Raw genomic sequence first — 22,447 nt, forward strand, 5'->3', positions numbered from 1 at the left:
CCCCCCCCCCCCCCCCCCCCCCCCCCCCCCCCCCCCCCCCCCCCCCCCCCCCCCCCCCCCCCCCCCCCCCCCCCCCCCCCCCCCCCCCCCCCCCCCCCCCCCCCCCCCCCCCCCCCCCTTTTTACACCCACAAGCCGGAAACCGAGATTCGGTCACGGGTCTCGTGGGCTCGGAGATGTGTATAAGAGACAGGTGTACGGGTTGTTATCCAGGTCACCCGAGGCGGTGTTCTGGAACCAGCCACCGATATCGTCATGCTGCATGCGAGCGCCGCCGTCGAAGCGCCATTTGCCGACATTCCACTCGTCCGCCAGGTAGAACGCCGTGGTGGTGGCGTGCCATTTCTCATTGAAGGCCATCCACGATTGCGGCTGGTTGTTCCAGAACAGACCCTGGGAGTCGGTGAGTGCGTAGTTGTGCGTGCCGTCCGACAGATTCACCACGATGGGGTTCGGGTTGTTCTTGGCCTGCAGCAACATGTTCAGGCCGTCTTCTTCAAGGTGGTGTTCGGAGTACACCGCGGTGTAGTTGCCGAAGGTGAGCGTGTTGCCTTCGAAGATTTCCTTGCTCAGGCGGAACTCATTGCTGGCTGACTGGATCTTTTTGTGGATGTATTCGGGGTTCTGAACGGTAACGTTCTCGTTCATGTTGGCCGGCTGGCCATTGCGGTACGTGGCCGTGGCGGTCAGGTTGTTCGGCAGGCCAAACGAGGCGGCCGCGCCGCTGATGAAACTGGACAGCGTGGTCGGATTGTCGCCGGTGCTGAAGAATGCCGTGGTGTCCATGTCGCCCGCGACCAGCAGCAACTTGTCGGATAGCGACCAGCCATTGTCGAACGCCAGATCCAGGTTGGCGCCGAGCATGTGCACGTCACCGCCCTGCCCATTCGCCATGTCGATGTTCTGCCCGGAAGGCGAACAGCCGGCGGTGTAGCACGGGGCAAGCTCAAGGAACTGGTAGCGGTTGGCGTTGCTGCCGAACGTGCCCGTGAGCGGGCTAAACCCCGGATATTCGGAGAAGCGGCCCGGGGCGGGATTGAGAATGGGCGTATCCGTAACGAACTGGTTCTTGTCCTTCAGCTCACGCGCGTAAAACATCAACGAACCATGTTCGAGGTCGTGGCTCAGCGTGGCGGTGAGCTGGCCACCCTTGTCGGCGGCGAACTGCGGATCGCGCACGCCATCGGATTTGCGCCAGAAGCCGCCGATGCTGCCGTACCAGCCGCTGTCCTTGCCGATCGGGAAGCCATAGAAACCGTCGACGCGCACCATGCCTTCCGAGCCATAGGTCACGCCAATGTCGCCGGTGGGCGTGCTGCTTCCTTCGCGCAGGATAAAGTTGGCGATCAAGCCCGGCTGGCCGTTGCCATAGAGCACCGAGGTGCCCCCTTGCACTGCTTCGAGGCGGTCGATGGTGTCATCCAGGCGCACCATGGCGTCGGTGAAGTAATCCCACTTGGGGAACAGGGGCGAGCCGTTGAGCTGCAGGGTGACGAAGGGCGCGCCGCTATCGGAAGGAAAGCCGGCCACTTCGATGTTGGCGCCGGTCTGGCCACCCGAGGATTCCGGGTAGATACCCGGCGAGATCTTGAGCAGATCGGCCACGCTGACCGGATTGAGTTCCTTGATCTGCTGCAGCGTGGCGGTGGTGATGGAGTAGCTGGCATCGATCTTCTTGATGCCGCCGGCGGTCGCGTTACCGGTGACCACCACCTGGTCGAGGCTTTGCACGGTCTTGTTGGCCGATGCCGAGGACGACTGGCGCGGATCGCCCGACGCCTGCGTCTTGGCCGGCGGGCTCTGCGTTTGCTGGGTCGGCGTGGATGCGTCCTGGGCGTGCAGCGCACCGGTCATGAGCACCGCGCTGATCGCCGTGGCCAGCGCGCGCTTATCGATCTGCTTCCAACCTTTCATTTCGAAAGTTCCTCCCCGGAACATATGAACGTTGCGTTCTTGATGTCGTCGCTTTTCTCACGGTCGTGCGCCGCCCTCTCCGCCTGGGTGCCGGCGCGTTTCGCCCCGGTCCATGGCGCGTGCTGCGCGAGCCGCCACGTGGTGGGTTGGCATCCTAGCGCATATTTTTCTATTTGTCCTACCATAGTACGATACGTCAAAAGTAACGGTATGACGCCAGTCGGCGCGGTTACGGCCAACGCCCCACGTGTCGTCATCTGCGTTGCATGGCGGTCGACGCGAGCGCGCCGGGTGACGCGCCGCAGCATGCGTGGTGGATGAATGCAGGCGCCTGGCATTGCTGCCCGACAGCCCACGCATGGCCAGGAGAAGGCGCTCCCAGGTCGACGCCGCGCTGGGCTGCATGCGGTTCTGCGACGCCGGACGCGAACGTCGCTTGTTGCATTTGTATGATAAATTCCCGCTAGCGTTGCACCGCAGCATGCGGTGGCGTTTGCGCCAAGTGGCGGGCCTGTGGTGCGCATCGGCGTAACCCGCGGCGGGCGTCACGCTCTGTGGAGAAAAGTTCAGCATGAAAGCGACGGATGCACGCAGTTTGCACGGCCAGGTGGTGCGTGAGCTGGGCACGAGGATTGTGGGTGGTGAGCTGAAGCCTGGCGATGTGCTGCCCCGCGAGGACACGCTTGCCGAAAGCATGCAGGTAAGCCGCAATGCCCTGCGCGAGGCACTCAAGGTGCTGTCCGCCAAGGGACTGATCGAATCTCGCCCCAAGACCGGCACGCGCGTGCGTCCGATGGATGCCTGGAGCCAGTTGGATGCCGATGTGCTCTCCTGGCGCTGCGCCACCATGCCCACGGATGACTTCATCGAAAAACTGGTGGAGATGCGCGAACTGATTGAGCCGGCGGCGGCCGCTACGGCCGCACAGCGCCGCAGCGCCGCACAGCTCGCCAAGATCGACGCCGCCTACCGCAAGATGGAAGCCGCCAAGGATTCCGGTGAATGGGCCGTGGCCGATCTCAGCTTCCACAACGCTGTTCTGCATGCCACCGGCAACGAATTGATGATCTCGTTGTTCTCGGTGATCGAGAGCGTGCTTGGCATGTTCTTCGTGCTGTCGGCGCAGACGGCGGGCGACTTCAAATACTCCCTGCCCCAGCACCACAAGGTGCTGGACGCGATCCGGCGCAATCAGCCGGAAGTGGCGCGCAAGACCATGCAGGCAATGATTGCCGACTCACGCGCCAACCTGGCAAAGCGCCGCAAGAAGAGCACGCGCAAGGCGCGCTGATCTCGCCTGCGGCGACGGCCGCTACAGCTGGCGCACCACCTCGTCCAGCTTGCCCAGGAATTCTTCAGCATGAGCCCGGCTGAAGACGATGGGCGGCTTGATCTTCAGCACGTTGTCATCCGGCCCGTCCGTGGATAGCAGTACATGGCGAGCCTTCATCGCCTCGACCACGGCCTTGGCGCGCGGAGCATCGGGTGCCTTGCTGTCGCGATCGCGCACGCACTCGGCCCCGATAAACAAGCCGCGGCCACGCACGTCGCCGATCCATTCGTGGCGCCGCTGCAGTTCGCGCAGCCCATCCATCAGGAAGCTACCCACGCGCTGCGCGTTGTCCTGCAGGCGCTCCTCGGCGATCACGTCGAGCACGGTCAGCGCGATGGCGCAGGAGACCGGGTTGCCGGCAAACGTATTGAAATACTCCATGCCCGTAACAAAGCTCGCGGCAATGTCGGGCGTTGTGACAACCGCGCCCATGGGATGGCCATTGCCGATGGGCTTGCCCAGCGTCACGATGTCCGGCACCACCCCCTGGCATTCGAATGCCCAGAACTGTTCGCCGGCCCGCCCGAAGCCCACCTGTACCTCATCGGCCACGCACAGCCCGCCCGCGGCGCGCACCGCGGCATAGACCTCGGCAAGGTAGCCATCGGGCAGCACGATCTGGCCGCCGCAGCCAAGCAGCGATTCCCCATAGAACGCGCCGAGCGGCTCGCCCCTGGCGCGTAGTGCCTCGATCACGGGCGATACGGCGCGTCCGTATTGCCGCCCCGCTTCCGCGCTTGCGCCAATCGGGCCGCGATAGGTATCAGGCATGGGCAGTACGCCGACATGGCGACTGACGCCACTGCCGCCCTTGCCGTTGAACTTGTAGGGGCTCAGCTCGATCATCGAAGGTGAGTGGCCGTGGTAGGCATGGTCAATCACGGCAACGCCCCGGGCCTGGGTGTGCGCCCGTGCCAGGCGCAGCGCGAGGTCATTGGCCTCGGTGCCGGAGTTGGTGAGGAACAGCACCGACAGCGGCGCGGGCAAAGTGGCGGTGAGCCGCAGTGCGTATTCCACGATGTTGTCGTGCAGGTAGCGCGTATTGGTGTTGAGGCGCGCCATCTGCTCCTGCCCCGCCCGCACCACGCGCGGATGGCAATGCCCCACGTGGCAGACGTTGTTCACCATGTCCAGATATGCCTGCCCATGCGGGTCATACAGCCACACGCCTTCGCCGCGGACGATCTTCAGTGGCTCGCGATAGGACACGCTCAACGTCGGGTTGAGGTGCTCCTTGCGCAGGCGAAGGATTTCGCTGCTGTCGCGCACGGGGACGGCGAGTACGGCGGGGTCACGCGGCGCGCCGGGGGAGCGGGCATCAGTCATGGGTTGCTTCCAGGAAGGGGCGCACGATGGCGTTATGTTCGATGGCGGCCAGGTGGCGTAGCAAGCGCTGCACGCCCTGCTGGGAGACCATTACGAAGGGGTTGTCCGGTTGCGCCCGGTGCGTGCGCGTCGCCATGAGAATGCTGTGGCACAGCCGCGCAAGAATGAAGGCATGCAGGCGCTCGAGCTCCGCGCGCCTCAGCGGCTGCTCGGCAAGGTAACCGGCCACGATGCGCTGCGCACAGGCTACCGGATCAGCCTCGTGCTGCATGGCATAAGTGCAGGCGATGGCGAGGTCGGCCAGGCGGAAGCTGGTGCACATGTCGCCAAAGTCGATCACGGCACCCACTTGCTTGCCGATGCCCGGCTGGTCGACCACGATCACGTTGAGGTCGTTGGCGTCGTTGTGCAGCACGGTGACGGGAAGCTCGGCGCGCCACGACCCAAGGCTCAGGCAGAACATCCTTGCGTGTGAGCGCACCAGGTCGCGCAGCCGATCGTCATGAATATGGGGGACCTCATCCAGCAGCGCTGGAAGCCGCATCAGGTTCCAGTCGTGCTTCCGCTCCGCCGCGGGATGCTGGAAGGTCCGCAGGCCACGCGTGAGGCGCCCCACCGCGCGGCCAAGGCTTTCGTGCAGCGCAGGGCGATGCGCTTGCGACAGAGTTTCGATGGCCTCCGCATAAGTGTCGCCGGGAACATAGCTGAGCATGCGCACCCATTGAGGGCGGCCGCTCCATGTCAGCGACAACAGGTGCTCGCCGCCGTCGGTGAGCTGCACGCGCGGGCAGCCCAGCAATGGCTCGCGCTCGGCGAGCGCCATCATGGCCAGGTTCTCCAGCTCAATGTCCGGACGCGACCAGTCGGGGTGCGCTACCTTGAGTACGTAGTCGCCCTGCGCTGCGCGAATACGAAAGTTCTGGTCGGCATAGGACGGCAATGCGCTGACGCTGCCCTCGATGTGCCAGTGGCGTTTGGCGAGTGTCGATGCAGCTTCGGGGGAGAGTTTATCCATCGGTTCGCTCACGGCTCCAAGCATTGCGGGCAACCTAATAGTAGTATAATTTGACAATTGAATCGGACTAGAGGCTCGCTCATGTTTCGGCCCTTGCTTGTCACCGCCCTGACCACTGCCATGCTGATCGCCAGCGCCTGGGCCGACCCGGCTCAGACCGCGCATCGCGATGCCGGGCGGCCGCAAGGAGCCGCCCTTTTGCATCAGCGCGAAGCGATGAGCTTTGGGGTGTTCTACTACCCGGAGCAATGGCCGCGCGAACAATGGCAACGCGACTTCAACGGCATCGCCAAGCTCGGGTTTGGCTTCACGCACATGGCCGAGTTCAGCTGGACGTACCTGGAGCCGGAGGAAGGCCGCTTCGACTTCACCTGGCTGGACCAGGCCATTGATCTTGCCGACAAGGCCGGGCTGCGCGTCATTCTCGGCACGCCCTCGGCCGCGCCGCCGGCCTGGATGGGCGAGCACTACCCGGAGGTGTATCGCGTTGACGATCACGGCCAGCGCCATGAACACGGCATCCGGGCCGAGGTGTCGCTGTCCAATCCACGCTATCGGGATTTCGTGACGCGCTTGGTGACCGCAATGGCCGAGCACTACGGGCACGATCGCCGCGTGTGGGGCTGGCAGATAGACAATGAACCGGGCAGTTTTTCCGACTACAGCGACAGTGCCCGCCTCGCCTTCCAGCAATGGCTGAAAGACAAGTACGGCACCATCGAGGCGATGAACGCCGCATGGGGCGGCTCGTTCTGGAGCACCCGTTATACCCACTTCAACCAGGTGCTGCTGCCCAACGCCACGCTGGCCGCGGAAGACAAGCTCAGTCCGCATGCCCTGGTGGATCTGGCGCGCTTCCAGGCCGACACCACTGCGCGCTTTCTGGATGGCCAGGCGGCCGTCATCAAGAAGTACGCCGCGCCGCAACAGTGGGTAACCACCAACTACACCAACGTGACCACGGCCACCGATCCGCGCCGCAGCCACGGCATGGATTTCACCACCTTCACGCTCTACCCGGTGGCCGGCGCCAACGTACTGGGCGGCGACAGTTACGCCATCGGCAAACCCGCCAATCTGATGGAGGCGGCAGCGTACTACCGACCCATCACTGGTACGTTCGGCGTAATGGAACTGCAGCCGGGCCAGGTGAACTGGGGCGAGATCAATCCGCAGCCCGAGCCCGGCGCGGTCGGCATGTGGATCTGGCACGCCTTTGCCTCGGGCGCCTCGCTGCTGAGCACCTACCGCTACCGCCACCCGCTGCGCGGCAGCGAGATGTATCACGAAGGTATCGTCGGCACGGATGGCATAACCCCGTCGCGCACTGGCCGTGAGTTCGTGGACACCATGCACGAAATCCAGGCGCTGGAGCCGCATCTCGATGCACATGCCAGGTTGCCGGCGGCACTGGCCGCGCGCAGCACGGGCTATCTGTGGAATCACGACGTCTTCTGGGACCTGGAAATCCAGCCACAGACCAGCCTGTGGAATAGCTGGTCCTATCGCAACGGCTATACGCTGGCGGTCAAGAGCACGGGCGCGCCGATGGACTTCATTGCGGAGAGCGATGACTTCAGCCGCTATCCGTTCCTGATTGCACCGGCCTACCAGATGGTGAGCGATGTCCTGGTGCAGAAGTGGCGCCATTACGTAGAGCAAGGTGGTCATCTCATTTTGACCAGCCGCTCCGGGCAGAAGAATGCCCTGGGCCATTTCCATGAGGGGCCATGGGCTGCCCCTATCCTCGACTTGATTGGCGATGACGTGGATGGCTTCGACATGCTCCCCGCCAGTGCCAAGGCCGCCGTGGCCGCGAGCGGCAAGCAGCACGAATGGCATCGCTGGGCGGACATCCTCTCCCCGCGCCCAGGCACCGAAGTGCTCGCCACGTATGCGGATCATTACTACGCCGGCAAGGCTGCGGCGACCACGCGCAAGCTCGGCAAGGGCACGGTGACCATGATCGGCGTCTCCACCGATGACGGCGCCCTTGAGCGCGAGGTAGTGCGCAGCGTGTACCAGCGCGCGGGTGTCGCCATCGAAGACCTGCCCACCGGCGTGTTCCTGGAGTGGCGCGGCGGTTACTACTTCATGGTCAACTACAACACGGCCCCGTTCCAGGCGGCGCTGCCGGCCGGCGCGCAGTTGGTCCATGGCCAACTCCCGCTTGCACCGGCACAGGCATTGGTGTGGAAGGAGCGCACACCATGATGCGGGCAAGCCACGGCGAGGCCTGCGCATGAGCGGCCTGATCGGACTGGATTGGGGTACCACGCGGCTTCGCGCGTATCGCTTCGACGAGCACGGCGGGGTGGTCGATCAGCGAAGCGAACCCTGGGGTGTGCGGCAGCTGCCAGCCGGCGGCTTTGACGCCGCACTGAGTCAGATCACCGCGGGATGGCCTGCGCTTTCGCGCCTTGCCTGCGGCATGGTGGGCAGTCGCCATGGCTGGCTGGAAGTGCCCTATGCCGCACTCCCGGCCGACCTCGATCGCCTCAGTGCCGGACTAGGTACGCTTCAGGCCGCCGATGGCGCACCGGTGCATATCGTTCCGGGTGTGCACGATGCGCAGGCGCCGGATGTGATGCGCGGCGAGGAAACGCAAGTGCTCGGCGCATTGAGCCAGCAGCCCGATCGCGCCGCGCATTCCATCTGGATTCTTCCCGGCACTCACAGCAAATGGGTCAGCGTGCAGGATGGCTGCATCACCGCATTCCACACGGCCATGACCGGCGAGCTCTATGCGTTGCTCCGCCATCAATCGATACTGGGTACAGGCGTGTCGGATGGCGTCTCCAGCACCCAGGCGTTCGAGCGTGGCGTATGTGCGGCGCGCGATAGTGGATCGCAGGGCGCACTCAGTCGCCTGTTTACCGCGCGCGCCTTGATGCTCGATGGGTCGCTTTCGCCGGATGAAGTGCCGGACTACCTGTCGGGCTTATTGATCGGCGAAGAGCTGCGCTCCCAGCTGACCGTGCTGCGCGAGTTGCCGGGCGAGTCGCTGCAACTCATCGGCGAGCCGGAACTCTGCGAACGCTATCAACGCGCCGCGCGCTGTTTTGAGCGCACGCTCACGCGTGCTGCGGCAGATGCCGCGGCACACGGCCTATGGCAGATCGCCTGCCGCGCCGGCCTCATCTCCTGCGACGGGCACAAAGCGCCCGGGAGTGCGCCCACGTGCTGAATACCTGGCTCGACCCGCTGCCGCTCATTGCCATTCTGCGCGGTATTCGCCCCCACGAGGCGGCCGTTGTAGGCGGTGTGCTCGCCCAGGCGGGCTTTCGCCTTATCGAAGTGCCGCTCAATTCGCCGCAACCGTACGAGAGCATCCGCATCCTTGCCGACACGCTCGGCGATGGCTATCTGGTCGGCGCCGGCACCGTCATGAGTCCATCCCAGGTGGACGAGATGGCCGCGGCGGGCGGGCGCCTGGTGGTGATGCCGCACGCCGATACGGCAGTCATCCGCGCCGCCAAGCAAGCGGGCATGCTGTGCACGCCCGGCGTCGCCACGCCCACCGAGGCCTTCAGCGCCATCGCCGCGGGCGCCGATGGGCTCAAGCTCTTCCCTGCCCAACAGGTTTCGCCCGAAGGCCTCAAGGCCTGGCGCGCCGTACTGCCGGCGCAGGTGCCGGTGCTGCCGGTGGGCGGCATCGCGCCCGGGGACATGGCGACCTGGCACGCCGCCGGCGCGCGTGGCTTCGGCATCGGCTCCGCCCTGTACGCCCCCGGGCTGGCGATCGATGAAGTGGCGCTGCGTGCCCGCGCCTTCGCCAGCGCCTGGGCGGCACTATCCAAACCTTCAAAGGAACACCGTGCATGAAGATCACCCGCCTCACCACTTTTCTGGTGCCGCCGCGCTGGCTGTTCCTGCGCATCGATACCGATGCCGGCATTTGCGGCTGGGGTGAACCCATTGTGGAAGGTCGCGCGCATACGGTGGCGGCCGCGGTGGAGGAGCTCTCCGATTACCTGATCGGCAAGGACCCTCGCCGCGTCGAGGACCTTTGGAACGTGATGTATCGCGGCGGCTTCTACCGTGGCGGCCCGATCCTGATGAGCGCCATCGCCGGCATTGATCAGGCGCTATGGGACATCAAGGGTAAGCACCTGGGCGTACCGGTGCACGAGCTGCTGGGTGGGCCGGTGCGCGATCGCATTCGCGTGTATTCGTGGATTGGCGGCGACCGCCCGGCCGACACCGCACTCGCGGCCAAGGCCGCGGTGGAGCGTGGCTTCACGGCGGTGAAGATGAACGGTACTGAGGAAATGCACTTCGTCGACAGCCACGCGAAGGTTGCGCGCGTACTGGAGAACGTGCAGGCAGTGCGCGAGGCGGTAGGCCCGGATATCGGCCTGGGCGTGGATTTCCACGGTCGCGTGCACAAGCCGATGGCCAAGGTGTTGATGCGCGAACTGGCGCCGTACAAGCTCATGTTCATCGAGGAGCCGGTGCTATCGGAGCATCTGGACGCCATTCCGGAGCTGGCCAGCATTGCGCCCGCGCCCATTGCGCTCGGCGAGCGCCTGTATACGCGTTACGACTTCAAGCGCGTGCTAGGCATCGGTGGCGTGGACATCATCCAGCCCGATCCTTCGCACGCCGGCGGCATCACGGAAACCCGCAAGATCGCGGCCATGGCGGAGGCTTACGACGTGGCGCTGGCGCTGCATTGCCCGCTGGGCCCCATTGCGCTGGCAGCCAACCTGCAATTGGATGCGGTGTGCCACAACGCCTTTATCCAGGAGCAAGGGCTGGGCATCCACTACAACACCTCCAACGACCTGCTCGACTACGTCACCGAGCGCAGCGTGTTTGCCTACGAAGACGGCTACGTCGCCATTCCCGGCGGCCCCGGCCTGGGCGTGGAGATCAACCAGGATTACGTGACCGAACGCGCACGCGTGGGGCATCGTTGGCGCAATCCGCTATGGCGACACGACGACGGCAGCGTGGCCGAGTGGTAAACAGGGGCGTTACGCGTTGTCGCTTGAGGGGAGTCCACCGATGTCTGCTTTTGCCATTTATCCCAGCCTGGCTGGTCGTAGCGTGCTGATTACCGGCGGCGCCAGCGGTATCGGTGCGGCCTTTGTCGAACAGTTTGCCCGGCAAGGCGCACGCGTCGCCTTTCTCGACGTGGACGACGTCGCTGCGGCGGCCTTGTGTAAAGCACTGGCCGATGCGCCCCACCCTCCCCGCTACCTGCACTGCGATGTCACCGATGTGGATGCCCTGCAGACCGCGGTGACCCTGGCCAGGCAACACATCGGCCTGATCGGCGTCTTGGTCAACAACGCCGCCAACGATGCCCGTCATGCACTGGCCGACGTAGACGCCGGTGCCTTTGAGCGCAACGTGGCGGTTAACTTGCGTCACCAGATTTTCGCCACGCAGGCGGTTATCGCGGATATGCAGCAATTGGGCGGCGGCTCCATCATCTGCCTGGGCTCTACCGGCTGGATGAAGAAAAACGGTGGATACCCGCTGTATGCCATGGCCAAGGCGGCGATCCAAGGCTTCGTCAACGGCATGGCGCGCGAACTGGGCAAGCAGCGCATCCGCATCAATTGCCTTGTGCCGGGCTGGGTGATTACCGAGAAACAGGCGCGACTGTGGCTGGATGATGACGGTCGCCGCGAAATTGAACGCGTGCAATGCATGCCGGGGCTGCTGCAGGCGGACGATCTGGCACGGGCCGCGTTGTTTCTGGCGGCCGACGACAGCCGCATGTGCACCGGCCAGGATTTCATCGTGGACGGCGGCTGGGTATGAGCAAGGCGGCGCCACATAGCATGCAGGTCGCGCTGAACGCTGCCAATGTGCTGGGCGAAGGCGTGGTGTGGTGCGATCGCGCCCAGGCGCTGTACTGGACGGACATCCAGCGTTGCCAACTATTCCGCTGGCACCCGTCGAGCGATCGCCGCGAGCAATGGACCCTGCCGGAGCGATTGGCGTCGTTTGCGCTGTGCGCGCAAGAGGGCTGGCTGCTGCTCGCCCTGGCCTCCCGATTGGCCTTCTTTCGTCTCAGCGACGGCACACTGCGTAGCCTGCACGAGGTCGAGCCGGGCCAGCCCACGCGCTGCAACGATGGCGCATGCGATCGCCAGGGACGCTTTGTGTTCGGCACCCTGCACGAGCCAATTTCCGGCCCCAAGCGGACCGAGGGCGGCTTCTGGCGCCTCAATACGGACCTCAGCCTGGAGCCCCTGCCGCTGCCCTCGGTGGCGATCAGCAACAGCATCGCCTTCAGCCCACGGGGCGACGTCATGTACTACTGCGATTCGCTGGCGCGCCGCATCGATTGCTGCGACTACGGCGACACGCTTCACGGTTTTCGCACCTTTGTCGAGTTGAATGATGCCGCTGGCGAGCCCGATGGCTCCTGCGTCGATGCCACCGGCGCGCTCTGGAATGCGCAATGGGGCTTGGCGCGCGTGGTGCGCTACGCACCGAACGGCACCGTGCTGCAAACACTGCATGTGCCTGCCTACCAGCCCACGCGCCCAGCCTTGGGTGGCCCCCGGCTGGACACGCTCTATGTCACCAGCGCTCGCGATGGGTTGAGCGCGGACGAGTTGGCGGCCGACCCGTTGGCCGGCGCGCTGTTCCATTCCACCGTATCCACACCCGGCTTACCCGAACCCCGTTTCGGCGGGGCACCCGTCTAAGGTGCTTTCGTCCCATACCGTCGCTATCCACCGTCCGTAGGATTCGCCCGATGAATGCTGTTGCGACATCTCCGCTCCATCTCGCCCGCACTGCCGCGGTCTTCACGTGCATCCTCGCGGCCCTGGCCGGCTTGATGTTTGGCCTGGACATCGGCGTGATTGCTGGAGCCACCCCGTTCATACAGAAGGAGTTCCAGATCTCCGATCAGGTGATCGAGTGGATCGTGAGCTCCATGATGCTGGGCGCCGCCGTGGGCGCACTGGGCGCGTCGTGGATGTCGTCCTTGCTCGGACGCAAGCGCTCGTTGATTCTGGGCGCGGTCCTGTTTGTTGCCGGCTCGCTGCTGTGCGGGGGCGCGGCCTCGGCGCAGGTGCTGGTGCTGGCGCGCTTCGTGCTCGGCCTGGCGATCGGCATCGCCACCTTCACCGCGCCGCTATATCTGGCCGAAGTGGCACCGGAGAAGATTCGCGGCGCGATGATTTCGCTCTACCAGCTGATGATTACCATTGGCATCCTGGTCGCCTTTCTGTCCGACACCGCCTTCAGCTACAGCGGCAACTGGCGCTGGATGCTCGGTGTCATCGCCATTCCCGGCGCGCTGTTCCTGCTGGGCCTGTTCCTGCTACCCGATAGTCCACGCTGGCTGATGATGCGCGGCCGCACGCAGGATGCGCGCGAGGTGCTGCGCCGCCTTCGCGGCGAGGATGCCCTGGTGGAGCGGGAGATGGCCGATATCGCCGAGCAGCTCGGCACGCCTCAGCGGGGCTGGCACCTGTTCCTGGAGAACCGCAACTTCCGCCGCTCGGTCGGCCTGGGCGTGCTGCTTCAATTGATGCAGCAGTTCACCGGCATGAATGTGGTGATGTATTACGCACCGCGCATCTTCGAAAACATCGGCTACGACCAGCAGGCGCAATTGTGGTTTACCGCCATGGTGGGGCTTACCAATGTGCTGGCTACGTTCATTGCCATTGGCCTGGTGGACAAGCTTGGCCGCAAGCCCATTCTCTATGCCGGCTTCGCGGTGATGTCGCTGGGCCTGGGCGTGGTCGGCACCATGATGCACGTGGGCATGACCACGCACGCCGAGCAACTGTTCACCGTCGTGATGTTGCTGGTGTTTATCGTGGGCTTCGCCATGTCGGCCGGCCCGCTGATCTGGACGCTGTGCTCGGAGGTGCAGCCACTCAAGGGACGCGATTTCGGCATCGGCTGCTCCACGTTCACCAACTGGATCGCCAACATGGTGGTCGGCGCCACGTTCCTCTCGCTGCTGCATGGCATCGGCAATGCGGCCACGTTCTGGCTGTATGCCGGGCTCAACCTGGTCTTTATCGTGCTCACCATCTGGCTGGTGCCCGAGACCAAGGGCGTGACGCTGGAGCAGATAGAGCGCAACCTGATGGCCGGGCTGCCACTGCGTCGCATTGGCACATCGGCCGCGGACACCCGCCGCATCTCCTGAACGCCGTCACCGGGCGTCGCCGGGCCTTGTGCCGAGCCGCCCGTCTGCTGTTGTTGGATTCGCCCCACGCCAGGAGATTCGCGCCGCATGAGCACCACGTCGCCAAACGAAATGCCCAGGTTGCGTCGAGTACTGGGCACCTGGGATCTAGTGCTGTTCAATATCGCGGCCATCGTTGCATTGCGCTGGCTCTCCATCGCGGCGCAAGTCGGGCCATCCAGCATCGCGCTATGGGTGCTTGGACTGATCGGGTTCTTCATTCCGCTGGCGCTGGCTGTACTGGACCTCAGCGCGCGCATCCCGGGGCAAGGCGGCCTCTACCTCTGGACCAAGGCGGCTTTTGGCGACGTGCATGGCTTTATCGCCGGCTGGACGTATTGGGTCTCCAATCTCGCCTATTTCCCCACGGCACTCCTGTTCAGTGCCGGCATCTTTCTGCATGTCGGGGGCGAGCAGAACGTGCATCTGGCCAGCGATGCCGGCTACAACCTCGGCTATTGCCTGGTGGTGCTGTGGTTGGCGACCCTGCTGGGCATTCTTGGGCTGGAGCGCGCCAAGTGGCTGCAGAACATCGGCGGCATCGCGACGTGGAGTGCGGCGGCGATCATCCTGCTGGCCGGTGCCTGGGCGGCCTATCGCTTTGACGGAGCATCGGCCTTGATAACGCGCAGCTGGGTGCCTGACTTCGGCAGGCTCTCCACCTATGCCACGCTGGTGACGATCGCCCTGGCGTTCCAGGGCCTGGAGCTTGGCCCGATCATGGGCGGGGAGATCTGCGACCCGGAGCGCCGGATTCCGCGCGCGACACTTATTTCCTGCGCCGTCATCGCCGCGATCTACATCATGGGTACGGCCGCGCTGCTGGTCGCCCTGCCCACCTCCACCATCGACATCATCAGCGGCATCCCGCAGGCACTATCGGCCATTGGTGCACGCATGGGCCTGCCTTGGTTCGGCGCGCTGACGGCGGCCTTGGTCACCATCGGCACCATCGGTGCCATCGCCGCGTGGGTCACGGGCACCGCGCGCCTTCCCTTTGTGGTCGGCGTGGATCGTTTTCTTCCCGCGATGCTCGGTCGACTGCATCCGCGCTTCGGTACGCCACATATCGCGCTCTTGGTGCAAGGCGTGCTGACTTCGCTGATGTTGGTGGCGGCGCTGTCGGGCGCAAGCATCCATGAGGCTTACATCATCCTGATCGACATGACGGCCGTGATGTCGCTGTTGCCCCTGACTTATATCCTGCTGGCGTATCCCTTGCTGCGCTCACGGGCGGCCGCTCTCCCCTGGGGAGGGCGCATGCTGCTGGTCTGGCTGGCCGGGCTTTCCGGCTTTGCGGTGGTCATCACCGCGATCATTACCTCGATGATCCCGCCCGAGCACGGCAACACCATCTTGTTCTTATGCAAGGTGGTGGGCGGCTCAGGCTTTCTGATCGGTGTCGGGCTGGCATTCTATGCACGCGCCCGCTGGTCCGCCCGTCGCCCGGCGGCCCCTTCCGTGTCGTAGTTCAAGCCGTTGACCCTCACCGCGTCGGCGCGCGCCATTGCCAGCTGGCGATTTCGGGCATGTCCTGCCCGTGCGTATTGATGTAGTGCCGGTGCTCGATCAGCTTCTCGGCGAGCCGTTGCCGCAGGTACGTACCTGGCGCGCCGGTTTGCGGCAGCAGGTCGACCGCGTCCATGGCAAGGTGGTAGCGATCCAGCTCATTGAGCACGGTCATGTCGAACGGCGTAGTGATGGTGCCCTCCTCCTTGTAGCCATGCACATGGAAATTGCGATGGTTCGCGCGACGATACGTGAGCTTGTGCACCAGCGCCGGATAGCCGTGGAAGGCGAATACCACCGGCCGGTCACGCGTGAACAACCTGTCGAATGCTTGGTCACTGAGGCCATGCGCGTGTCGACTTGGCGGTTCCAGTCGCGCCAGGTCCACCACATTGATCACACGTATATGCAAGCCTGGCAGGTGCTGGCGCAGGATCTTCACCGCGGCCAGCGTTTCCAGGGTCGGCACATCGCCCGCACAAGCCATGACGATGTCGGGGGCGATAGCCTCCTGGTCGTTGCTGGCCCAGGACCAGATACCGATGCCTTCGCTGCAATGCTTTACCGCGGCATCCATATCCAGCCATTGCGGCGCCGGGTGCTTGCCCGCCACCACCACATTCACGTAGTTCCTGCTGCGCAGGCAGTGATCCATCACTGAGAGCAGGCAGTTGGCATCCGGTGGCAGGTACACCCTTACCACGTCGGCCTTCTTGTTCATCACATGGTCGATGAACCCCGGATCTTGATGCGAGAAGCCGTTGTGATCCTGGCGCCATACATGCGACGACAGCAGATAGTTCAACGAAGCAATGGGGCGGCGCCACGGTAATGACGCGCAGACCTTCAACCACTTGGCGTGCTGGTTGAACATCGAGTCGACGATATGGATGAACGCCTCATAGCAGTTGAACACGCCATGGCGGCCAGTCAGCAGATACCCTTCCAGCCAGCCCTGGCACTGGTGCTCGCTGAGCATCTCCAGTACGCGCCCCTGCGTGGCCAGCGATTCGTCACCGGGCAGGCATGTGGCCTCCCATTGCCGTGGCGTCACTTCCAATACGGCCTCCAGGCCGTTGGAGATGGTCTCGTCCGGACCAACGATGCGGAAATTGCGTTGCGCCGCATTCTCCCGCGTCACGTCACGCAAGAATCGCCCAAGTACATGGGTGTCACCTATCCCTGGACTGCCGGGCGACGGCACGGGGCATGCGTAAGCGCGAAAGTCCGGCATGCGCAGATCGCGCATGAGAACGCCGCCGTTGGCGTGCGGATTGGCGCTCATGCGCCGATCACCGGTAGGCGCCATCGCGCGCAGGTCCGGTATCAATCGGCCCTGTTCGTCGAACAGGTCTTCGGGGCGATAGCTACGCAACCATGCCTCCAACTGCTGCAAGTGTTCCGGCGGCGCACTGGCCGATACCGGCAGCGGCACTTGATGGGCGCGGAACGTTCCCTCGTTTGCCTTGCCGTCCACATACTGGGGACCCGTCCAGCCCTTGGGGCTGCGCAGCACAATCATCGGCCAGCGCGGACGCGTGGCTTCGCCACCATGGCGGGCCTGCAGTTGGATGGCGAGAATCCGCTCGACAGCCTCGTCCAGCGCGGCGGCCATGGCCTGGTGCATCGCCATCGGCTCATCACCCTCTACGAGGAGGGGTGACCAGCCATAGCCACGCAGCAATTGCTCCAGTTCTTCGGCGCTGATGCGCGCGAGCACGGCAGGGTTGGCAATCTTGTAACCATTGAGGTGCAGGATCGGCAGCACCGCGCCGTCGCCCACCGGATCGAGAAACTTGTTGGAGTGCCAGGCCGTCGCCAGCGCGCCGGTCTCCGCTTCGCCATCGCCGATCACGCAGGCAGCGATCAGCGCGGGGTTATCCAATGCCGCGCCGAAGGCGTGGCTGAGCGAATAGCCGAGCTCGCCACCTTCATGGATGGAGCCAGGGCATTCGGGCGAGGCATGACTGGGGATGCCGCCGGGAAACGAGAACTGCATGAATAGCCGTCGCAGGCCTTCCTCGTCCTGCCCGATGTTGGGATAAATCTCGCTGTACGTCCCCTCCAGATAAGCGTGGCTCACCACCGCCGCGCCGCCGTGCCCAGGGCCGGACAGATAGATCATGTCGAGGTCGTAGGCACGGATGACCCGATTGAGGTGCGCGTAGATAAAGTTCTGGCCAGGCGTGGTACCCCAGTGGCCAAGCAGCATGGGCTTGATGTGCGCCAGGGTCAGCGGGCGTCGCAACAAAGGGTTGTCCCGCAGATAGATCTGCCCCACGGATAGATAGTTGGCGGCGCGCCAGTACGCATCCAGGCGAAGCAGCGCATCGTGGGTCAACGGCTGCCGGAGCAGGCGGGCATCCTCATCGGGCATGGCGGTCCGCGGCTGGACGTGCGGCGACATCATGTCGAATCGCCGGTGTCGTCGGGAGCAGCGCGGGCAATGCAGCCACTCATCGGCTCGATGGTGGTGAGTCTATCTTTCACGGCGCGTACGCCCGGCACGTTTTCCACCAGCACGTGGAGTGCCGCCCGAACCGCGTCCTCGGTGACCACGCCCTGCAGTTCGGCTATGCCCTGTCGAACCACGATTTGCGTGGTACCCCGCGGCGCCCAGGATTGCGAAACGAGTGCCCGCTGGATGCGCTGTTCGATGCAGGCATCACTCTCGCCCGCCGCATCAGCGGCTTGCGGCATGGCACGCAATATCGCTCGCATCAGGTCGGCGCGGCTGAGCATGCCCGCAAGCCGGCCTTGCTGTAGCACCGGCAGGCGCTTGATACGGTGTTTCTCCATCAATGTCACCGCGTTGATCAAGGGCGACTGGGCATCGACCGCCACCACGTCCGGAGTCATCAACTCGCGCACGGTACGTCCGTTAGCGGCAATGAACTCGCGCGCCACGCGTCCGGGGCCGAGGATGAACTCCAGCCACGGCGCGCGGTGCCGGTCGGTACCGGTTTCGGCCCGGTGCAGCAGGTCTCCCTCCGTAATCATGCCCACCAGTGCACCGTTGTCATCCACCACCGGCGCGCCGCTGAAACCACCCTTCAGCATGGCCGCCATGGCCGCAGCGATGGAATCACCAGGTCGAACGGCCTGCACGTGGCGGCTCATGGCATCGCAAACTTTCATAAAGGCGCCCTCCTCGGTCCACGCCAGTATCCCGGGCGAGGCGAGCGAGGATTTGACGTCGATCAATGTCCAACCCCGGATGACCGCTGGCACCGGTGTTTGCGCGCAATCCTTGATCGGCATCAATAGCCCGCGCACGCCGACGGCGCCTTATGGCCGCATCGACGGGAGATCGGCATGAGTCGGGTAGCCATCGTTACGGGCGGAACAAGGGGCCTGGGACGCGCCATCGCCCTATCCTTGCGGGATCACGGGCACCGGGTTGCGGCGGTCTATCGGGGCCATCGTGAGGCCGCCGATTCCTTTCAGCAGGAAACGGACATACCGGTTTACGCCTGGGATGTATCGACCTTGGCCGCCTGCGAAAAGGGTGTCGCCCAGGTGGAACGCGACCTGGGTGCGATCGACATCCTGGTCAACAACGCAGGCATTACGCGGGACGCCATGCTTCATCGCATGACCGAACAGCAGTGGCAGGAGGTGATGCACACCAATCTCGACTCGCTGTTCAACATGTGTCGCTGCGTAATCCAGGGCATGCGCGAGCGAGGCTATGGGCGCATCGTGAACATCAGCTCGATCAACGGCCGCAAAGGACAGGTTGGCCAGTGCAACTACGCAGCCTCCAAAGCGGGTGTGCTCGGCTTCACGCGCGCGCTGGCACTGGAGAGCGCGCCCAAGGGCATCACAGTGAATACCGTCGCTCCCGGCTACTGCGAAACAGGCATGGTGCAAGCGGTGCCCGCCGAGGTGCTCAAGGGCATCGTAGCCGGCATCCCGGTGGGGCGGCTTGGGCAGCCGCAAGATGTGGCACAACTGGTGTCGCTGTTGGCGTGCGACCAGGCCGGCTTCATCACCGGCGCCACCTTCGATGTGAATGGCGGCCAGTGGATGCCGTGACGTTTCGCAGGACATTAGCGCAACGCATGAGGCGCTGGACCTGTTACGCAGGACCGCCTGGGCACGTTGCCGGCTGAGCAGCGCACTCCCGTGCCGGAACGTATCGGCGACATGGGCAACGGCTGCCAATACGGACCGCCGATACAAGGTGGGCACCGGCGCTGGCGATGGCCCATCGTCACCGTTCGCCAAAACCATCCCGCGCCGGCCGGGCCGCCCCTGCGGCACCCGCTGCGCCACTGGGGCGCCCGATGTTCAAGTCGCCCCAAGCGATGTATCTTTTCGCTCACTCTCCCGGCCGCTGACCGGTTTGCGACGTACTCCCTGTAAGCCTATGCGGGTGACCCTGTGTCCGTAACCGAGCTTGCCAAGACGTCGCCTGCATCGCCACACATCCTGGTGGTGGACGACGATGAAGAAGTCGCCGCCCTGGTCAAGCGCTATCTGGGCACCCAGGGCTACGTCGTCAGCGCTGCCGGCAACGGCGCCCAGCTGCGCGAGGCGCTCAAGGCGAGCCCGATCGACCTGATCCTGCTCGACCTGGGCCTGCCCGGCGAGGATGGGCTGGAACTCACCCGTTATCTGCACAGCCACTGGCACGGGCCGGTAATCATCGTTTCGGGGCGTGGCGAGTCGGTGGATCGCGTGGTCGGGCTGGAGCTGGGCGCCGATGACTATGTGACCAAGCCGTTCGAGTTGCGCGAGCTGCTGGCACGCATCCGCAGCGTGCTGCGTCGCGCCGGGCGTGGCACGCCCGCCGAGCCGGCCCCGGGAAACCATCATGCGGTACTGGTATTTGCCGGCTATCGCATGGATATCGCCTCGCATGTGCTGCGCGATGCGCAGGGTGAAGAGGTGCCGCTTACCACCGGTGAGTACGAGCTGCTGAAGTTGTTCCTTGAGCACCCCAATCGCGTGCTCTCCCGTAATGACATCATGGCGCGCATCCACGGCCGGGATGCCGGCCCGTTCGATCGGGCCATCGATGTGCAGATCGGGCGGTTGCGGCGCAAGATTGAGCGGGACGCCTCGCGCCCCAGCATGCTCAAGGCCATCCGGGGCTCCGGATACATGCTGACCGAGCGGGTACACCGCGAATGAACGCCGAGCCCGCACCGGATATCCAGCCTGACCTGTTCGAGGCGCTATTCAATACCGCGCCCGACGCGATGATCGTGGTCGATCACGAGGGCCAGATCGTGCTGACCAATCCGCAGGCCGAGATCATGTTCGGCTATGGCCGGCACGAATTGCTGGGGCAGCCCATCGAGGTACTGCTGCCCGAGCGCGTGCGCCTGGCCCATCAATCGCACCGCGCCCAGTACATGGGCAGTCCACGCGTGCGCCCCATGGGCGCCGGCTACGAGTTGACTGGCGTGCGTCGCGACGGCAGCCCCTTTCCCGTGGAGATTGGACTAAGCCCCATCCGCACCGGTGGCGACGTACTGTTTGCCGCCTCGATACGTGACATTTCGGAAACGCAGCGCGCGCGTCAGGCATTGGTGCGCGCCCGCTACGACGCGGCGGCAGGCCAGGTGAGCCGGCTATTGCTGGAGTCGCCCAGCTACGAGATGGCGGTGGACAACATGCCATCGCTAATCGCCACGGCGCTGAACGTTGGCGCGGCGGCGATCCTTTTCCGAGATGTGCACGGCGGCGGCTGGAAGTGCCGCGCCTCCACCGGCATCGCGCGCGCCGTCCAAAAGATCGTATGCAAGGATCTCGTGGAGAGCCGCTGGGGTGCCGATGCCCAGCGCCTGGAGTTTGGTGGCACCGGCATCGAGGGCATGCCGCCCGAATTTGCGTGCACCCGCGCCGCACTGGTGGATGGCCTGTTCAAGGATGCCGCCCTGGTGCCCCTGCCCGATCGCCGCGAATCGATGGGCCTGCTGCTGGTGCTGGCGCGCGAGGAAGGCAGCTTCGACCACGACAAAATGCACTTCCTGCAATCGGTGGCCAATATGCTGGCCGCCGCCGTGCAGCGCAGCCGCAGCGAGGAGCAACTGGCTCACGCACAGCGACTGGATGCCATCGGCCAGCTCACCGGCGGCATTGCGCACGACTTCAACAACATGCTCACCGTTATCTCCGGCAACCTGCAGCTGCTCGATGCCACGGCGCCGGACGATGCACTGACGCGCGAAGCATTGGAGAGCGCCAGCCGCGCTACGGATCGCTGCGCCGGGCTCACCAGCAAGCTGCTCTCCTTCGCCAGCCGCCGCCCGCTGTCGCCGCGCCCCACGCGACCGACCCAGTTGCTGGCGGAGTTGCGCGAGATGCTTGGAACCACGCTGGGTGAGCGTATCGTGGTCTCCGCCACCTGCCCGGATGCGTTGCCGGCAATCGATGTGGACCCTTCCGAGTTCGACGCCGCCTTGGTCAACCTGGCCGTGAATGCACGCGATGCGATGCCGCGCGGAGGCCGGCTCGATATTACCGTGCGCGGGGAGGAGGCAAGCGAGAGCGTCGACGCGGAGCGCCGCGCGCAGGTGGTTTTCCGAATCCAGGATACCGGCCTTGGCATGTCGCCCGAGGTGCTCGCACATGCACTGGAGCCCTTCTTCACGACCAAGGATGCGGGCAAAGGCAGCGGCCTTGGCCTGAGCATGGTGTATGGCTTCATGAGGCAGTCGGGCGGCTACATGACCATTGATAGCCAGCTTGGCTACGGCACGGTGGTGGAGCTGTTTTTTCCGGCGACGGCGTCTTCGCCCAGCGAGCCTGAGAGTGAGGCCGCACCCATGCTGCGCGTGGGCCATGAAACCATCCTGGTCGTCGAGGATGAGCCGGAAGTGCGCCATCTGGCGGTACGCTTCTTGCGTTCGCTGGGCTACGCCACGCTGGAGGCTGGCGGTGCCGAGGAGGCCTTGCGCATGCTCGGCGAAAGGCCGGATATCGACCTGTTGTTCTCCGACATCGTATTGGGACGCGGCATGACGGGAGTCGACCTGGCCGAATCGGCGCGCCGGCAGCATCCGCACCTGCCCGTGCTGCTCACTTCCGGCTACGAACGCATTTCGTCCGATATGGACGGCACCGCGCTCAAGCGGTTCGCGTTGCTGCCCAAGCCCTACCGCAAGGAAGGGCTGGCCCGCGCCATTCATCATGCGCTGGAAGCGAGCCACGCACCCGGTTGA

At 64.7% G+C, this 22,447-nt stretch carries 17 protein-coding genes; 12 read left to right on the top strand and 5 right to left on the bottom strand.

The window, feature by feature from the left end:
* Positions 1–152 precede the first annotated feature (152 nt).
* Positions 153–1,913, bottom strand: a complete 1,761-nt coding sequence (locus JHD67_RS08625; RefSeq protein ID WP_199098768.1) for a TonB-dependent receptor plug domain-containing protein — start codon at positions 1,911–1,913, stop codon at positions 153–155.
* A gap of 571 nt (positions 1,914–2,484) precedes the next feature.
* Here JHD67_RS08625 and JHD67_RS08630 point away from each other — a divergent pair.
* Positions 2,485–3,204, top strand: coding sequence for a FadR/GntR family transcriptional regulator (locus JHD67_RS08630; protein ID WP_199098769.1), 720 nt, complete (start codon positions 2,485–2,487; stop codon positions 3,202–3,204).
* Positions 3,205–3,225: 21 nt separating this feature from the next.
* Here the strand turns inward: JHD67_RS08630 and JHD67_RS08635 are convergent, their stop codons facing one another.
* Together JHD67_RS08635 and JHD67_RS08640 are read right to left on the bottom strand one after the other, a co-directional pair.
* Positions 3,226–4,572 (bottom strand): aminotransferase class III-fold pyridoxal phosphate-dependent enzyme, encoded by a 1,347-nt coding sequence (locus tag JHD67_RS08635; RefSeq protein ID WP_199098770.1) that lies wholly within the window; start codon positions 4,570–4,572, stop codon positions 3,226–3,228.
* A complete protein-coding gene (locus JHD67_RS08640; protein ID WP_199098771.1) occupies positions 4,565–5,587 on the bottom strand; it encodes a phosphotransferase in 1,023 nt (340 codons plus the stop codon). The genes JHD67_RS08635 and JHD67_RS08640 overlap by 8 nt, the downstream gene beginning before the upstream one ends.
* A gap of 81 nt (positions 5,588–5,668) precedes the next feature.
* Here JHD67_RS08640 and JHD67_RS08645 point away from each other — a divergent pair, with 81 nt between their 5' ends.
* The 8 genes from JHD67_RS08645 (at position 5,669) to JHD67_RS08680 (ending at position 15,233) form a co-directional block, all read left to right on the top strand.
* Entirely contained in the window at positions 5,669–7,801 is a 2,133-nt protein-coding gene (locus tag JHD67_RS08645; RefSeq protein WP_199098772.1) for a beta-galactosidase, read from the top strand.
* 28 nt (positions 7,802–7,829) lie between these two features.
* The gene (locus JHD67_RS08650; protein ID WP_199098773.1) at positions 7,830–8,774 is read left to right on the top strand and encodes a 2-dehydro-3-deoxygalactonokinase; all 945 of its coding nucleotides are present in this window, start codon (positions 7,830–7,832) and stop codon (positions 8,772–8,774) included.
* A complete protein-coding gene (locus JHD67_RS08655) occupies positions 8,768–9,412 on the top strand; it encodes a 2-dehydro-3-deoxy-6-phosphogalactonate aldolase (protein ID WP_343214340.1) in 645 nt (214 codons plus the stop codon). Before JHD67_RS08650 ends, JHD67_RS08655 begins: the two co-directional genes overlap by 7 nt.
* Entirely contained in the window at positions 9,409–10,557 is a 1,149-nt protein-coding gene (gene dgoD, locus JHD67_RS08660; RefSeq protein WP_199098775.1) for a galactonate dehydratase, read from the top strand. Before JHD67_RS08655 ends, dgoD begins: the two co-directional genes overlap by 4 nt.
* Before the next feature lie 40 nt (positions 10,558–10,597).
* Positions 10,598–11,362: an SDR family oxidoreductase gene (locus tag JHD67_RS08665; protein ID WP_199098776.1), complete on the top strand. Its 765-nt coding sequence runs from the start codon at positions 10,598–10,600 to the stop codon at positions 11,360–11,362.
* Positions 11,359–12,258 carry an SMP-30/gluconolactonase/LRE family protein gene (locus JHD67_RS08670; protein WP_199098777.1) on the top strand — a complete coding sequence of 300 codons (900 nt, stop codon included), beginning with the start codon at positions 11,359–11,361 and terminating at the stop codon, positions 12,256–12,258. Before JHD67_RS08665 ends, JHD67_RS08670 begins: the two co-directional genes overlap by 4 nt.
* A gap of 50 nt (positions 12,259–12,308) precedes the next feature.
* Positions 12,309–13,724: a sugar porter family MFS transporter gene (locus JHD67_RS08675; RefSeq protein WP_199098778.1), complete on the top strand. Its 1,416-nt coding sequence runs from the start codon at positions 12,309–12,311 to the stop codon at positions 13,722–13,724.
* An 87-nt stretch (positions 13,725–13,811) separates the two neighbouring features.
* Positions 13,812–15,233 carry an APC family permease gene (locus tag JHD67_RS08680; RefSeq protein WP_199098779.1) on the top strand — a complete coding sequence of 474 codons (1,422 nt, stop codon included), beginning with the start codon at positions 13,812–13,814 and terminating at the stop codon, positions 15,231–15,233.
* A gap of 16 nt (positions 15,234–15,249) precedes the next feature.
* Here the strand turns inward: JHD67_RS08680 and JHD67_RS08685 are convergent, their stop codons facing one another.
* Positions 15,250–17,649 carry a phosphoketolase family protein gene (locus tag JHD67_RS08685; RefSeq protein WP_199098830.1) on the bottom strand — a complete coding sequence of 800 codons (2,400 nt, stop codon included), beginning with the start codon at positions 17,647–17,649 and terminating at the stop codon, positions 15,250–15,252.
* Positions 17,650–17,678: 29 nt separating this feature from the next.
* Positions 17,679–18,548: a CBS domain-containing protein gene (locus tag JHD67_RS08690; protein ID WP_199098780.1), complete on the bottom strand. Its 870-nt coding sequence runs from the start codon at positions 18,546–18,548 to the stop codon at positions 17,679–17,681.
* A 39-nt stretch (positions 18,549–18,587) separates the two neighbouring features.
* On the opposite strand from JHD67_RS08690, the gene phbB reads away from it, so the two are divergent.
* The 3 genes from phbB (at position 18,588) to JHD67_RS08705 (ending at position 22,447) form a co-directional block, all read left to right on the top strand.
* The gene (phbB, locus tag JHD67_RS08695; RefSeq protein WP_199098781.1) at positions 18,588–19,310 is read left to right on the top strand and encodes an acetoacetyl-CoA reductase; all 723 of its coding nucleotides are present in this window, start codon (positions 18,588–18,590) and stop codon (positions 19,308–19,310) included.
* A gap of 348 nt (positions 19,311–19,658) precedes the next feature.
* Positions 19,659–20,411, top strand: a complete 753-nt coding sequence (locus JHD67_RS08700) for a response regulator transcription factor (protein ID WP_199098782.1) — start codon at positions 19,659–19,661, stop codon at positions 20,409–20,411.
* Positions 20,408–22,447 carry a PAS domain S-box protein gene (locus JHD67_RS08705; protein ID WP_199098783.1) on the top strand — a complete coding sequence of 680 codons (2,040 nt, stop codon included), beginning with the start codon at positions 20,408–20,410 and terminating at the stop codon, positions 22,445–22,447. Before JHD67_RS08700 ends, JHD67_RS08705 begins: the two co-directional genes overlap by 4 nt.

The organism is Dyella sp. ASV21, from assembly GCF_016428975.1.
In the GTDB taxonomy this organism is placed as follows: domain Bacteria; phylum Pseudomonadota; class Gammaproteobacteria; order Xanthomonadales; family Rhodanobacteraceae; genus Dyella.

Excerpts from the sequence above, each read along its gene's own strand:
- dgoD (WP_199098775.1), top strand. The coding sequence starts at position 9,409 with ATGAAGATCACCCGCCTCACCACTTTTCTGGTGCCGCCGCGCTGGCTG.
- phbB (WP_199098781.1), top strand. The coding sequence starts at position 18,588 with ATGAGTCGGGTAGCCATCGTTACGGGCGGAACAAGGGGCCTGGGACGC.
- JHD67_RS08680 (WP_199098779.1), top strand. The coding sequence starts at position 13,812 with ATGAGCACCACGTCGCCAAACGAAATGCCCAGGTTGCGTCGAGTACTG.
- JHD67_RS08640 (WP_199098771.1), bottom strand. The coding sequence starts at position 5,587 with ATGGATAAACTCTCCCCCGAAGCTGCATCGACACTCGCCAAACGCCAC.
- JHD67_RS08670 (WP_199098777.1), top strand. The coding sequence starts at position 11,359 with ATGAGCAAGGCGGCGCCACATAGCATGCAGGTCGCGCTGAACGCTGCC.
- JHD67_RS08665 (WP_199098776.1), top strand. The coding sequence starts at position 10,598 with ATGTCTGCTTTTGCCATTTATCCCAGCCTGGCTGGTCGTAGCGTGCTG.
- JHD67_RS08685 (WP_199098830.1), bottom strand. The coding sequence starts at position 17,649 with ATGCCCGATGAGGATGCCCGCCTGCTCCGGCAGCCGTTGACCCACGAT.
- JHD67_RS08675 (WP_199098778.1), top strand. The coding sequence starts at position 12,309 with ATGAATGCTGTTGCGACATCTCCGCTCCATCTCGCCCGCACTGCCGCG.
- JHD67_RS08650 (WP_199098773.1), top strand. The coding sequence starts at position 7,830 with ATGAGCGGCCTGATCGGACTGGATTGGGGTACCACGCGGCTTCGCGCG.
- JHD67_RS08625 (WP_199098768.1), bottom strand. The coding sequence starts at position 1,913 with ATGAAAGGTTGGAAGCAGATCGATAAGCGCGCGCTGGCCACGGCGATC.
- JHD67_RS08635 (WP_199098770.1), bottom strand. The coding sequence starts at position 4,572 with ATGACTGATGCCCGCTCCCCCGGCGCGCCGCGTGACCCCGCCGTACTC.
- JHD67_RS08630 (WP_199098769.1), top strand. The coding sequence starts at position 2,485 with ATGAAAGCGACGGATGCACGCAGTTTGCACGGCCAGGTGGTGCGTGAG.
- JHD67_RS08645 (WP_199098772.1), top strand. The coding sequence starts at position 5,669 with ATGTTTCGGCCCTTGCTTGTCACCGCCCTGACCACTGCCATGCTGATC.
- JHD67_RS08705 (WP_199098783.1), top strand. The coding sequence starts at position 20,408 with ATGAACGCCGAGCCCGCACCGGATATCCAGCCTGACCTGTTCGAGGCG.